12 protein-coding genes and 1 other annotated feature are annotated in these 14,517 nt (G+C 44.8%); of the genes, 11 read left to right on the top strand and 1 reads right to left on the bottom strand.

The genetic code is table 11. From position 1 onward, the window contains the following. The first annotated feature begins 231 nt into the window (after positions 1–231). The 8 genes from NST25_RS22100 to NST25_RS22065 all read left to right on the top strand — a co-directional run bounded on the left by NST25_RS22100 (position 232) and on the right by NST25_RS22065 (position 9,785). Positions 232–2,466 (top strand): copper amine oxidase N-terminal domain-containing protein, encoded by a 2,235-nt coding sequence (locus tag NST25_RS22100; RefSeq protein ID WP_248548414.1) that lies wholly within the window; start codon positions 232–234, stop codon positions 2,464–2,466. 219 nt (positions 2,467–2,685) lie between these two features. Beyond that, complete coding sequence (locus NST25_RS22095) at positions 2,686–3,147, top strand: transcriptional repressor (RefSeq protein WP_036682896.1); 462 nt, start codon at positions 2,686–2,688, stop codon at positions 3,145–3,147. A gap of 2 nt (positions 3,148–3,149) precedes the next feature. Further along, complete coding sequence (gene yidD, locus NST25_RS22090) at positions 3,150–3,413, top strand: membrane protein insertion efficiency factor YidD (protein WP_036682893.1); 264 nt, start codon at positions 3,150–3,152, stop codon at positions 3,411–3,413. 40 nt (positions 3,414–3,453) lie between these two features. After that, positions 3,454–3,714, top strand: a binding site (T-box leader). Positions 3,715–3,761: 47 nt separating this feature from the next. Then, the gene (gene metG / locus NST25_RS22085) at positions 3,762–5,774 is read left to right on the top strand and encodes a methionine--tRNA ligase (protein ID WP_340010843.1); all 2,013 of its coding nucleotides are present in this window, start codon (positions 3,762–3,764) and stop codon (positions 5,772–5,774) included. A 203-nt stretch (positions 5,775–5,977) separates the two neighbouring features. Next, positions 5,978–6,976 (top strand): zinc ABC transporter substrate-binding protein, encoded by a 999-nt coding sequence (locus tag NST25_RS22080; RefSeq protein ID WP_248548416.1) that lies wholly within the window; start codon positions 5,978–5,980, stop codon positions 6,974–6,976. Positions 6,977–7,010: 34 nt separating this feature from the next. Next, positions 7,011–7,760 carry a metal ABC transporter ATP-binding protein gene (locus NST25_RS22075; protein ID WP_036682888.1) on the top strand — a complete coding sequence of 250 codons (750 nt, stop codon included), beginning with the start codon at positions 7,011–7,013 and terminating at the stop codon, positions 7,758–7,760. A gap of 371 nt (positions 7,761–8,131) precedes the next feature. After that, positions 8,132–8,935 carry a metal ABC transporter permease gene (locus tag NST25_RS22070; protein WP_036682884.1) on the top strand — a complete coding sequence of 268 codons (804 nt, stop codon included), beginning with the start codon at positions 8,132–8,134 and terminating at the stop codon, positions 8,933–8,935. Between the two features lie 136 nt (positions 8,936–9,071). Beyond that, entirely contained in the window at positions 9,072–9,785 is a 714-nt protein-coding gene (locus tag NST25_RS22065; protein WP_076129637.1) for a cytochrome c biogenesis protein CcdA, read from the top strand. Here the strand turns inward: NST25_RS22065 and splB are convergent. Further along, positions 9,782–10,858 (bottom strand): spore photoproduct lyase, encoded by a 1,077-nt coding sequence (splB, locus tag NST25_RS22060; protein WP_340392486.1) that lies wholly within the window; start codon positions 10,856–10,858, stop codon positions 9,782–9,784. The two genes, NST25_RS22065 and splB, sit on opposite strands and share 4 nt — an antisense overlap. 193 nt (positions 10,859–11,051) lie before the next feature. On the opposite strand from splB, the gene mntR reads away from it, so the two are divergent. From mntR to NST25_RS22045, 3 genes are all read left to right on the top strand, one after another. Next, positions 11,052–11,477: a transcriptional regulator MntR gene (gene mntR / locus NST25_RS22055; RefSeq protein ID WP_036682880.1), complete on the top strand. Its 426-nt coding sequence runs from the start codon at positions 11,052–11,054 to the stop codon at positions 11,475–11,477. Positions 11,478–11,739: 262 nt separating this feature from the next. Beyond that, positions 11,740–13,422: a family 10 glycosylhydrolase gene (locus NST25_RS22050; RefSeq protein ID WP_340392485.1), complete on the top strand. Its 1,683-nt coding sequence runs from the start codon at positions 11,740–11,742 to the stop codon at positions 13,420–13,422. 88 nt (positions 13,423–13,510) lie between these two features. Further along, positions 13,511–14,440, top strand: a complete 930-nt coding sequence (locus NST25_RS22045; RefSeq protein ID WP_076129640.1) for a patatin-like phospholipase family protein — start codon at positions 13,511–13,513, stop codon at positions 14,438–14,440. The last annotated feature ends 77 nt before the right edge of the window (positions 14,441–14,517 follow it).

The following is a 14,517-nucleotide window of genomic DNA, read 5'->3' as shown; positions in this document are numbered from 1 at the left end:
GGGAAACAGCGTGGTTGTCCAACATTATTTAATACAGCGTTAATCTTTCTTTACTTAATAATGAAACTTTTTATGGTGGTATGCGTCTAATACTATGTTTGTTATGACGATCGTGGCAAAAGCTTTTTGCCGCCCTACCGTGGGTGGCAGCATTTTGCGGGGAATATAAGAGGAGTATGAAAAAGACAGAGACCTACTTATATTTACAAATAGGAGCAGAGGAGTTATATCATGGATTTGAAAAAGTTAACGTTAGTTGCTGTTTTGGCCGTATCTCAGGCCGCCGCGGCAGTGCCGGCTTTTGCTGAAGCTGTCAATAATACCCCAAGTAATACTACTGTAGTTGGGACAGTCGTTTCAGCTGCGCCGGAGGTAATGCCAGAATCTACCGATCCATTGCCGCCATTGCCGACGGAGACGCCAGGAGGAGTAGTGTCACCGACACCAACACCAACTCCAATTCCTGCAGAGACAGTTGATCCTACGGCTACTGTTGAACCTACAGCAACAATTGCACCTACTGCAACACCGCTTCCGACTGCAACTCCTGGAGTTACTACAGAACCTACAACAACAGATGGTGCTCGTGCTGTGGCTAACAGTCAGCTTATTCTTATGATGAACAGCAACAAAATGTATCAGAACGGCCAGGAATATTTAGCTAATCAGCCTATGGCAGTGAAAAACGGCGTATCCTACGTTTCGATCCGGGCTATGGTAGAACGTGTAGGCGTGAAATACGTTTATGATTATAAAACGAAAGAAACCATTGTTACCAAGGGAAGCGACGTTATGCGCTTTAAGACCGACAGCAAGGTCTATACAGTTAATGGTGAGAAGAAGACGATGAAAGGTCCAGCTTACCAATACAAGGGGACTTTCATGGTTCCATTGACATCCATAACTGGAGCACTGGGCATTCCATATACCGTTGATAATGTGCAAAAACGAGTAATCCTTACATTAAACAACAAACCTAAAGCTTCCTTCACAGTGCCAACTGAAATTTACGCCGGTGAACCAGTGACCTTCGTAACCTCCAGCTCGTCACCAAATGGTGTAGCTATTGTGGATGAAAGCTGGGGAGGTAACAAGCAGGATATCTATGATCAACCAGGATATTATGTAGTAACCTATTCCGTAATGGATGCGAATCAACAGTGGAGTGATCCTTACACCATGACCATCACAGTGCTTAAACCTAATACACCTCCAGTTGCTAATTTCACTACAGACAAGGATTCATACAAGATGGGTGAAATGATTACTTATACCGATCTAAGTAGCGATCCTGATGGTGATGAAATTACCGTAACTTGGACGAACAAGGCCGAGGCTTTCTTTACTCCGGGTCCAGCGACAATTGCTGTCCAAGTAAAAGATTCACATGGCGCGATCAGCACGTTTGAGAAAACCGTTAATATTTCGGATGAAATCTTGTACAGTAAAGAAGATTTCAACAGATTATTTGCATCTCCGGGCAGTGTGTTTAGCATCGATGGATCGATGGTCCCTACTTGGCAGCAAGTAGCTTATAATCTTTCTTCCGAGCCTTATAAACTAATTCGCAGCAACAGCCCAGAAACGGTGTATACAGAAGGTGTTACTTACCGTGAGACTTCTTTGGGTAAAACCCGCTTCTTGATTCACCACAAGAATAACCTGAATATTAAAGCTAAAGTGTATGTGATTGCTACGAATAACAATTTGTACCCAACGACGCTTACAACCGAATATGTGGGCTTTGCAGGCCCAAGCACATATCCTGAAGGTACTGGTAAAATGTCTGTAGAACGTTATTGGAAATCTATGCTTACAAATGAGCATTATAAAACGATTGTTCTGCAACCAGGGGAAAGTGTCTCAATTCTGACCGATCTAAACCAAATTGCTATGAAACCAAGTGAAATTGTTTCACTTCAAGCGGACTTATTTAGTGATTATCCAATCGATTATAATGTCATGTTGATTGATGCGAATAAAGATCCACTGACTACACTTCCAACACTTCCAGTTCTGGATCGAGACGGAGTGCATAATCGGGGAACTTACGAAGATTCTACTCGTATTATCACGGTTACCGATGAGGTAGGAAAAACTCCTGCAAAACTTCTGCTAGGCGATAATTCCAGTGATAAGAACCTGGCTGGCGTAGACCCCATGGCAGGTACGGAAGCATCCAATGCCGGTAATTTCGGGGTATTATACAAGATCAGATTCGAAAATGTTGCACCAAACTCATTGATTACGTTTAATCCACGTGGCGGTAACTATATGGGGCCGGTTATGGTTAATAACCAAATCGTGCATATGCCAAGCGTGGGAAGTCTCTCGAACGCTGACATGAACAGTGTGGTTTATCGTAGTGGTGAGTATGGAGGTTCTGTGGAGATTTTGTTCACAGCAGCTTCAGGCAGTAACTTGCCGGTCAATTTCCTCATCACTCCACTTCCAGCAAAGAAATAACAAATAGGAATATCCCTATAAGCTCTATTGGGGAATTATCTACAATAAAGGCCCGGCTGAATATTCCGTAAAGGAATACGCAGCCGGGCTTTTGTTTAAATATAATAATTCAGAGGTTGCGTAGGGGCGCTTCATGGTGCTTCATTGACGGGGCATTTATTTTGGGGCATTATTAAGAGAGTGAAATATAAATGAACTGATCTTATGGGAGATGAGCGTATGCTGTCGACAGAACAAATATTAGAAGTCATGTCGGGGCAAGGACTGCGAATCACCGACCAACGCAAAACGCTTGCCCAGTTATTCGGCGAGAATAAGGGATATTTGTCAGCGAAGGATGTATATGAGCATATGGGCCGTAAGTATAGCGGACTTAGCTTTGATACGGTGTACCGCAATCTTCGTGTAATGGAAGAGCTTGGTGTGCTTGAACAGATTGTCTTTGAAGACGGAGTGAAGTTCAAGGGAAGCTGCAATCATCAGGATCATCACCATCATATGATCTGCCTTCAATGCCAAAAGACCTACCCGATTAATTTCTGCCCGATGAATTTAACGGATACACCCGATCAATTCCGGGTAGTCAAGCATAAATTTGAGGTGTTCGGTTATTGCAAAGAATGTGAAGAGAACCGGGAAGAAGAATTAGTTGCAGCATCAGATAAACAAAAGGGACTTTAGAAATGGTGACCCTACGCAGAACGATTCAGGCGCCTATTCGGGTGTATCGCAGGTACATTTCCCCTATTAAACCTGCAACCTGCCGCTTCTATCCAACCTGCTCTGCCTATGCCCTGGAAGCCATTGAAGTCCATGGTCCATTGAAAGGCTCATGGCTTGCAGCTAAGCGGATTGCCAGATGTCATCCCTTTCATCCTGGAGGACTTGATCCTGTGCCGCCTCTTCAAGATGAATCTGCTGAGAAGGATTCTGCCCCTGCGACTTGACATGGGGCCTTACCATTGGGTATATTCACAAGTAATAGTATGAATTCCGAAGAACGGATAAGTAAATCGTTACGTCCATTACAGAGAGCCGGAATATGCTGAAATCCGGTATGGAGCGTTAGATTGAATATGGTCCGGGAGGAACTGTGTTCGAGCGGGAACTGCAATTGTGGTTCACGTAAGATAACAGCGTGATCCAGCGTTAATGGACAGTTCCCGCGAGGGAACTGGCGAAGCCTGCGCTCTGTGAAGAGACAGGAAATTTGGGTGGTATCGCGTGAGTTATACTCTCGCCCCATTATGGGGGCGGGAGTTTTTTGTTTTTTAATAAGAAAGGATGATTACTGAATGAGTGAGAAAAAAACGTTTTACCTAACGACACCAATTTATTATCCAAGTGACAAGCTACATATCGGACATGCTTATTCAACCGTGGCAGGAGACGCAATGGCCCGTTACAAACGTCTGCGCGGCTACGAAGTGCGTTATCTAACCGGTACAGACGAACATGGACAAAAGATCGAGCGGAAGGCAGAGGAAGCAGGAAAGACCCCTCAGCAGTTCGTAGACGACATTGTTGTTGGTATTAAGGAGCTATGGCGTAAGCTGGACATTTCGAACGATGACTTCATCCGTACTACGGAAGAGCGTCATAAAAAAGTGGTACAGGATATTTTTGATCGGTTGCTGCAGCAAGGAGACATCTATAAAGGTGAATATGAAGGCTGGTATAGTATCCCAGATGAAACCTTTTACACAGAAACGCAATTAGTTGATATAGTGCGTGATGACAACGGTGTGATTACTGGTGCAAAAAGCCCAGATAGCGGCCACCCGGTTGAGCTGGTGAAGGAAGCAAGTTATTTCTTCCGGATGAGTAAATATGCGGATCGTTTGCTGCAATTTTACGAGGAGAATCCAGAGTTTATTTTGCCGGAATCCCGTAAGAACGAAATGATTAACAATTTCATCAAACCCGGACTGGAAGACCTTGCAGTTTCCCGTACAACCTTTGATTGGGGCGTAAAAGTTAAGGGCGACGAGAAGCATGTCGTGTACGTGTGGATTGATGCTTTGACTAACTATATTACTGCTCTGGGTTATGGTTCCGAGGATCGCACCTTGTATGACAAGTTCTGGCCTGCGGATGTACACATCGTTGGTAAAGAAATCGTTCGTTTCCATACCATTTACTGGCCGATCATTCTGATGGCGCTTGGTGAACCCCTTCCGAAAAAGGTATTTGCCCATGGCTGGTTGCTCATGAAAGATGGAAAAATGTCGAAATCTAAAGGTAACGTAGTTGATCCTGTGACACTGATTGATCGTTATGGCTTGGATGCATTACGTTATTACCTGCTGCGCGAAGTACCGTTTGGTTCGGATGGCACGTTCACACCGGAAAGCTTTGTAGACCGGGTTAACTATGACCTTGCCAACGACCTTGGTAACCTGTTGAACCGTACAGGGGCTATGGTTGAAAAGTATTTTGCAGGCGAGATTCCGGCATATGAAGGAAATGTAACAGCATTTGATGGTGAGCTTCAAGCTGCGGCTGAGAATACTTATGCCAAAGTAGAAGAAGCTATGGAAAAAATGGAGTTCTCCGTGGCGTTGACAGCTATCGGAATATTCATTAGCCGCACCAACAAATATATCGATGAGACACAACCTTGGGTGCTTGCCAAAGATGAAAATAGAACCGCCGAGCTGGCTTCTGTGATGAGACATCTGGTGGAAGGTCTGCGTACCGCTTCAATCCTGCTGCAGCCGTTCTTGACACAAACACCAGCGAAGATCTGGGAACAGCTGGGTATTGAGCCTGGTGAGTTAACGACTTGGGATAGCGGTAAGACCTTTGGCCTGATTCCGGCAGGAACAAAGCTGGTGAAAGGCAATCCAATCTTCCCACGTCTGGATGTGGAGCAAGAGGTAGCTTATATTGCCGAGGCTATGGGCGCTGGTAAAGCTGCGGCTGAAGTGGCGGAATCGGCTGCTCCTGCTGCTGCGGACTCCGAGCCAGTGGAAGAGCATAAAGAGGAAATCGGCATTGACGATTTCGCTAAAGCAGAGCTGCGGGTAGCTCAGGTTATTGCTGCAGAGCCAGTGAAAAAAGCTGACAAGCTGCTGAAGCTGCAACTGGATCTGGGTTATGAACAACGTCAAGTGGTTTCTGGTATCGCGAAATTCTATACACCGGAAGAGCTGGTGGGACGTAAAGTGATTTGTATCGTAAACCTTAAACCGGTGAAGCTGCGTGGGGAGTTGTCCCAAGGGATGATTTTGGCGGCTTCTAAAGATGACCAGCTAACGATCGCTACCGTGCCGGACAGTATGCCAAACGGAGCAGTAGTGAAATAAGACAATACTGTTGTAGAAATTTTTTAATGAGGTTGCTTGAACAAGGGAATGCTCCTTCAGCCGGGTTGGTTGTGGGAGCATTCCTTTTTTATAAAGGACGATACCGTCTTTCTTCTGAGTGAGGTTTCTTTGTTGACTTATCGTAACGATTACTATTATACTACTAATAGTAAAATTTACGATTTGAGGGGTAGATCAATATAATGGCGGCAATGAAATCACGTATAAGTTTGCTCGTCCTTGCACTGGTACTGGTATTTACACTAAGTGCATGCGGACCTAAGAGCAGTGGAAGTATAGTTGAAGGGAAAGTAAATGTAGTTACAACCTTTTATCCTATTTACGAGTTTGCTAAGGAGATTGGCGGGGAAGATATCAATGCTATTAACCTGCTTCCAGTGGGTGTGGAGCCACATGATTGGACACCGCGCAGTCAAGATATTATCAACACTTCTAAGGCACAGCTATTTCTATATAACGGTGCGGGCTTAGAAGGCTGGGTTCCTAACTTTTTAAAAGGCCTTGATAGCAGCAGTAAAGTTAAGGCGGTTGAAGTAAGTCAAGGTATTGATTATATCATGACCGATGAAGATGACGGGCATGATCATGGGGCAAGTGAGGAAGAGTCTCATCAAAATGAGGACACGGATCATAACAGTAATGCCTCTGTAGACAGCCTGCATACAGACCCGCATACTTGGGTAAGTCCAAAATCAGCCATTGTCATGGCTCAGAATATTAAAGAAAGCCTTCAGTCCGTGGATCCTGAGCATAAAGAAGGTTATGAAGAGCGTTACAATAAGCTTGCGGAACGTTTGCAGGCGTTAGACAGTAAATTCAAAGAGGAGCTTGCTAAGCTGCCCAACCATAAGATCGTAGTATCACATCAGGCTTTTTCTTACCTTGCCCGTGATTATGGATTGGATCAGCATGCGATTATGGGACTTTCGCCAGACGCTGAGCCGCGCGGACAGGATTTAGTGAAGCTTGCGAAAATGGTAAAAGATGAAGGGATTAAGTATATCTTTTTTGAAGAGCTTGTCTCCGATAAACTGGCTAAGACTCTGGCAGCCGAAGCGGGCGTTTCCACTATGGTGCTTAATCCGGTAGAGGGACTTACTGCGGAGCAAGAGAAGAACGGCGACAATTACTTCACTCTGATGGAGAAAAATTTGCAAAATCTGATTATGGCCTTACAATAATAAGGAAAGTATAAGGGAAAGGCGGTACTTAAGCATGCAATCGGTATCCTTGGACTGCCATCAGCATATCATCGATATACAGGATCTTTCTTTTTCATATGGGGAACAGAAGGTGATATCGAATCTTAACTATAGTGTAAGAGAACGAGATTTCCTTGGTATCATTGGTTCTAATGGTGCTGGTAAAACAACATTGATGAAAATGATCGTCGGCTTGCTTCCAGCGAGCAGTGGTGAAATTAAATTATTCGGAACGCCTGTCCGCAAGTTTAAAGACTGGGAACGGATCGGGTATGTTCCGCAAAAGAATGCCTTCAACCCATTGTTTCCAGCAACGGTGCGTGAAGTAGTTCTGTCAGGTCTATATAATAACAAGAATCTGATCCGCAGAGTATCTAAGGCTCAGCATCGTCAATGTGAGGATGCACTTGAAGTCATGCGGATACAAGATATCGCGGAGAAAAGAGTAGGCCAGCTGTCAGGCGGTCAGCAGCAGCGTGTTTTTCTGGCTCGGGCGCTGATTAACCATCCTGACCTGCTGATTTTGGACGAACCTACTGTGGGTATTGATGCCGAATCGCAAGCGGGATTCTTTGAATTAATTACCCATATGCATGCTCATCATCATATGACCTTCCTGATGGTGTCGCATGATATCGACATGATCAAAAATTATTTAGGTCATGAGCCCGTGCAGACAAATGGTAAAATCAACTTTTACTCCCGCCACTCACATGATCTCCAGAATTGCACAGAAGAGAATCTGCAGCACACGCTCTCTTAAGTCATAATTAAACTCTGAGCAGAGGTTTGCCTCTGTTCTCAGTGCATACATAACTTGCGTGTGGAAGTTAGTCAGTAGACAGGGTTTTTACTAGGAGTATTTCGACCTTGTTCCTATTTCTTGTTTTCTCTTATCCTAAGCACCACCAAAGTACAAGCGTGTCCCTCTAGGGACGAAAGCGATCTTTCCCCGACCTATCTATGTTCAGTAACACTAACTCCTACGCTAGTTGCACTTAACGGGTGTCCAGAGGGCAGAGCCCTTGGGGCCCTCCCTTGGAAGGGAGGGTTTGGGAGGGATCGAAAAAGGTTTGAAAAAGGTTTTTAATGTTCGAATGGTTCGAAAAGGTTCCGAAAGAAGGAGAGTTTAAGTTGGAAATACTATTTAGCGATTTTTTTCAGCGGGCGCTTGCGGGCGGACTGCTGATTGGTATAACAGCGCCGCTTATAGGCGTTTTTCTTGTGCTTAGACGATTATCCATGATCGGAGATACGCTGGCTCATGTTACTATAGCGGGGGTGGCACTCGGTTTTCTAACAGGATTTTATCCGCTGGGCGCAGGCCTTATCTTTGCAGTGGTAGCGTCCTTCGCGATTGAAAAGCTTCGCAAGGCTTATAAGAGTTATGCGGAGCTGTCGATTGCCATTATAATGTCAGGCGGAGTGGCGTTGGCTTCACTCTTTTTCACCTTAGGAAAAGGGTATAATGCGGACGTAATGAGTTATTTGTTCGGCAGCATTTATACGCTCGATAATACCGATTTGATCGTTGTAGGCATAGTGACTATAGCTGTTGTAGTGGTAGTTTCGATGTTCTTTAAAGAGTTCTTTTTGCTTAGCTTTGAAGAGGATGCAGCAAGTGTAAGTGGGCTTCCGGTGAAACTGCTTAACATGCTGATCACCATTCTGACAGCACTTGTGATTAGCACAGCCATCAAGATCGTAGGCTCGCTGTTGGTATCTGCTTTGTTGACTATTCCGGTCGCAATCAGCTTATTGCTATCCCGTAGCTTTAAATCCTCGGTCATCCTGGCGGTTATTATTTCGGAGATTGCCGTTGTAGGCGGACTAGTGGTAGCTGGAGTCTGGAATTTGGCTCCCGGTGCAACTATTGTGCTTTTGCTCATATCATTATTGGTATTAACCTTGATCGGTAAAAAGGGATTGCCAGCATAAACAGCGAATTAAGTAATCGGTATCACATTAGGCAAGCATAAACGCCTTCGGTGTCCTTGTAAGGACGATAAGCGAAAAAAAGGAGCCATAAACAGCTCCATGAAGTGACTCGAATGCCGGAAGGAGAGCCGCTATTTTGTCTAATATCAATGCAGGAATTGCTTTAGCCGCAGGGGTGGCATCGTTTATATCGCCATGCTGTTTACCGCTGTACCCCTCTTATTTATCGTACATTACCGGGTTATCCGTTCAACAATTAAAATCAGGCAGCAACTCTAAAGAGGTTCGTGTACGCACCCTAACTCATACATTGGCATTTATATTAGGTTTTTCTGCAGTTTTTTACACACTTGGTTTTGGGGCTGGGTTATTCGGGCAATTCTTTAATGGCCAGCGTGATCTGATCCGGCAATTGTCGGCGATTCTAATTATTGTAATGGGTTTGTTTTTGCTTGGGATTTTTCAGCCGCAGTTTTTACTTCGTGAACGTAAGCTTGATTTAAAATGGAAACCGGCGGGTTATGTGGGCTCCTTTATTTTCGGAATTGGTTTTTCTGCGGGTTGGTCACCCTGTATCGGGCCGATTTTGACGGCAATTATTGCTCTTTCGGCAAGCGACCCAGGCACTTGGTTTACATTGATTACCGCGTATAGCATCGGATTTGCTTTGCCATTTTTTCTTTTAGCCTTTTTCCTAGGCGGAGTGAAGCGTATCCTCAAGTATTCGAATCTGCTGATGAAGATTGGCGGCGTCCTTATGGTATTTATGGGTATTTTGCTGTTCACGGATCAAATGTTCAGGATCACAGTGTGGCTACAAGGAATAACGCCGGATTGGCTGATTTTTTAGGTGAAGTAATCAATACCTGCTTCCGGAAAATGCTCGAAAATCCGCTCTGTGATAAATTCTCGCAGGGCGGTTTGCTGTTCATCCGGATAGACATATTTGTTCTGTCCCCAGCGGCCCCATTTCTTTTTGCGTTTCTCCATGTCCATTTCTAGTTTAGATTTCGGGTAACGTTTCTCAATTACGGTCTTGGCTGTTTTGGTGAATCGGTGCTGAATCATTTCAAAGGTTAGACCTTTTCCGATTTCTGGCGGAAGGGTCTTGGCTAATTTGGCCAGTAGCTCCGCATAGCCTTCCTGCCAGCCGTCATACCAAATAATTGGGGCAATGATGAAGCCCACTGGATAGCCGGCGCGGGCAACCTTTCCAGCCGCTTCAATTCGCTCTTCAAACCGCGAGGTAGCAGGCTCGAAATTTTTGATCACATAGTCAGCATTCACGCTAAAACGAATTCTGGTATGTCCGTTATGCTGCAAATCGAGCAGAGGTTCAACATGTTGGTATTTGGTCACAAAGCGCAGGCGGCCAAGGGGCTCCGCTGCCATGAATGTGATGAGTTCTGACAGAGACCCGGTAATATGCTCCAGTCCTAACGGATCTGAGGTGCAGGCTGCTTCAAAAGTCGTGATTTCAGGGCTGCGCTCCTCGATATATTTTTTTGCGGCGTCAATGATGTCATCGGTGTTTACATATACACGAATGTAAGGCTTTGCCCCTAAAGTAGTCTGCAAATAACAATAATGGCAGTGGCCCATGCAGCCAGTTGCGATCGGAATTGCATAATCTGCGGAGGGTTTGGATTGGTCAAACTTTAAGGTTTTGCGCAGGCCGACTACAAGTGTTCTTTTGGCAATTTTATATTGCTCGACCTCTGTGTCACCCGGGAAATTCATTATACGGTTATGCGATGTAGTCATGCGATAGGGAATATTGTTAGCCTTCACCCATTCCATGATTCGTTCACCTTTCGGGTAATTTAAAGCATCCGGCTCGAAGAAAACAAGCTCGGGGACAAAAAGGGCTGTAGCTTTTCTGGTTCTCTTTACGGGAGGGGTCTCAGGTGTCACTATAGTCATGAATTCACGCTCCTTCTGAAAGATGAGTAAGTTTATTATGCCTAACTGAGTCTCATTAGAAGCATGGCAATCATGGGTAACTCCTCCCCATGTTCTCTTGAAGGACTTGCCAAGGGGCGTTAGAAACATGTATCATTGTTAGAGCAAGGTTTGGCTCGGCGCCAGGTTCATTATAGAAAAGAGGTAAATTTTAATGCCAACACCCAGCATGGAGGATTATTTGGAGCGCATATATAAGCTCATTGATGAGAAAGGTTATGCGCGGGTCTCGGATATTGCCGAGGGACTGGAAGTACACCCCTCCTCTGTGACCAAGATGATCCAAAAACTGGATAAGGACGAATATCTCATCTATGAGAAATATCGTGGGCTTGTCCTAACCAACAAAGGGAAAAAAGTAGGGAAACGTCTTGTTGATCGTCATCAACTATTGGAAGAATTCCTCGGTTTGATCGGAGTACAGCAGGAATTTATCTATAATGATGTTGAAGGGATCGAGCACCACCTGAGTTGGGATTCGATTACACGTATCGAAACGTTGGTGGAATATTTCCGCCGCGATGAAGAACGTCTGCAGACTTTATATGCTATTCACAATGAACTGGCAAGCGATTCTTGAAATGTTTTTTCCCGAAACGGATACCGTCCTTAAAGTTATGCCCAGCAAGGCTTTGGTGAGCATAAACTACTTGATGGTATAGCCGTTTCTATTTTGTTTAGTGCAACCTTTCCCAGTTTTTAGCGTCAAAACGGATAAGTCCTTTTTCTGGCTGAGACTGATACCGCTCTTTTGAAGGGTGGAATCGGTACATCCACTTGGAGGATTGATCCGTTTTTTCTTTTTTTATAGGATACATATTATTTAGATTTGGGGAGGAATTATGAATTATCGTAAATGGATGTTGGGATTGCTAGTATTAGTATTGTTTCTGCCTTTATGGTCTCCTGGGGCACGTGCGGCAGCTGTGCAGATTACCATTGAACTGGATGGCGAGGCGCTGGCAAGCGATGTGCCGCCGTATATCACAGCTTCGAATGTAACGATGGTGCCAATTAGCGTCATTAGTAAAGGGTTGAATGCTGGAGTAGTTTGGAATCAAAGCAGTAAGACAGTAACAATCACGCAAGGAGATACAGAGATCAAGCTGACCAGTGGCCAGAAAAGTGCATTAGTTAATAATGCTTCTGTAGCCCTCGACACCTCAGTACAGATTAAGCAGGGACGGGTTATGGTGCCGCTTCGTTTTGTAAGTGAGCAATTGGGGTTACAGGTTATGTGGGATCAGGCTACCAAACATATTTCTTTGTACTCTAATACAGAGCCGCCGCAGGCTGCTGATCCGGAAACACCAGCAGTACCTACAGCGACTCCAGTCGTTACGCCGACCCCAACCCCTACAGCGACTCCAAAACCGACCTCGCCAACAGTTCCAAGTATTCCTGGTGCGTCGGCTAACAAGGAGATGAAGGGAGCCTGGATCTCTACAGTATTTAATCTGGACTGGCCTTCAGTAGCTTCTGCAGGTAACGAAGCGAAACAAAAACAAGAATTTGATAATCTGCTGGACAAGCTAAAAGCTGTTGGTTTTAATGCTGTTTTTGTACAGGTTAGAACCTCAGCAGACAGCCTGTACCCTTCTGTTCTAGTTCCTTGGTCTAAGGTGCTGACCGGCACACAAGGAAAAAATCCGGGTTATGACCCGTTGAGCTATATGGTCAGCGCTGCACATTCACGCGGTATGCAGTTCCATGCATGGTTCAACCCATTCCGCGCGACAACGGATGCTTCTACATCCGCATTAGCAAGTAATCATGTGGCTAAGTCAAATCCGGAATGGATTGTAGACGCAGGAGGTAAAAAATACATCAATCCAGGGATCCCAGCAGCCCGCCAGCACATTATCGATACAGTGTTGGAGGTCGTCAAAGGCTATGATGTAGATGGTGTCCATTTGGATGATTATTTCTATCCTTCAGGTGTATCTTTTGCCGATGATACTGCTTATAAGACTTATAACACGAAGAACCTGTCTTCTAAGGCGGATTGGCGCCGCGATAATATTAATGAATTCGTCCGTCAATTGGGAGAACAGATTCATAAGGTGAAACCGAAGGTTTCTTATGGAATTAGTCCGTTTGGTGTATGGCGTAATATCAAAAAAGACAGCACAGGTTCGGATACCACAGCTGGAGTTACCGCTTATGACGATATGTACGCCGATGTTCGGACATGGATCAAGCAAGGCTGGATTGACTATGTCGCACCGCAAATTTATTGGAGTCTGTCCTTTAGTACTGCCCGTTACGATAAGCTAGTAGATTGGTGGGTTAAAGAGGTAGAGAATACGAATGTTAAGCTCTATATTGGGCAAGCTGCTTATAAGGTTGGAGCAAGTGACCAGAAAGCAGAATGGCAAAGTGGCGACCAAATCATCAACCAGCTTAAATATAATGAGAAATATAAAGAGGTTGCAGGCAGTATTATGTTCAGAGCAAATGACATTGTAGTCCGCAATCCGTTTGGATTATCAAATTTGCTGACCTTTTATTTTCAGTCTAAATAAGATAACTGTTCTAGATAAGGAGTCATGAATGCTCCCCCGTGCTCATAGATAAGCAATAGAATCTATGGGAAGCGGGGGATTTTTGTGTATGGAGATTAACGCTGTGTTTGAAGGAGGGGGAGTAAAAGGGATTTCTCTCGCTGGAGCAGTTGAAGCCACGGAAAGGGCGGGGCGAACCTTTAAAAAGGTCGCTGGAACCTCCTCAGGCGCAATTGTAGCGACTTTACTGGCTGCGGGTTATGAAGGTGAGGAAATGAGTCGGATGATCCAAGGAACTTCTTTTTCATCGTTTATGAAGCGAGCTCCCATCTATAATACGGCTTGGGTAGGTCCTGCACTGCGAGTGTTATTGAAGAAGGGATTGTATTCGGGTGAAGCCTTGGAATCGTGGATGAGATCGCTTTTGCTAAAAAAGGGAATTATCACTTTTCGTGATCTGCCTCCAGGCAAACTATCTATAATTGCTTCTGACATTACCAATGGCCGGATATTGGTCTTACCAGATGGATTGGAACAGTATGGAATCTCTCCTGAACATTTTGAGGTGGCCAAGGCTGTGCGTATGAGCTGCAGTATTCCTTATTTTTTTGATCCAGTGATGCTCAGGTTAAATGGACAGTCTGCTAGAGGGAAGTCTTTTATTGAGCAATTTGTATACGTTGTGGATGGAGGATTATTAAGCAATTTTCCTTTATGGCTATTTGACGGGATGAATGAGAATAGTAAAGTGACGGGGAAAAGAATCCCTACGGTAGGGTATCAAACAGTAGGTAAAACCGACCCGCAGCCCCACAGGATTAGGGGACCGTTCAGTATGCTGCAAGCTATGGTAAGCACCATGCTGTCTGCTCATGATGAGAAATATATTGAAGATGATAAATATGTCCGCACAGTAACCATCCCAACGCTTGGTATCGGCACGACCCAATTTAATATTACGAAGATGCAAAGCGACGAATTGTATGCCGCCGGACTGAAGGCAGGGGAAGACTTCTTTAAGGAGTGGCGCCCCAGATAACAAGCAAGCTTTATAATATCAGAAAAAAAGCATCCCGCACGTTATTTTGAAACGTGGAGATGCTTTTTGGTGTTTGT

It is taken from the genome of Paenibacillus sp. FSL E2-0190, from assembly GCF_037992965.1.
GTDB classification, from domain to species: domain Bacteria; phylum Bacillota; class Bacilli; order Paenibacillales; family Paenibacillaceae; genus Paenibacillus_AQ; species Paenibacillus_AQ odorifer.
This window is presented reverse-complemented; position numbering and strand designations above follow the sequence as displayed.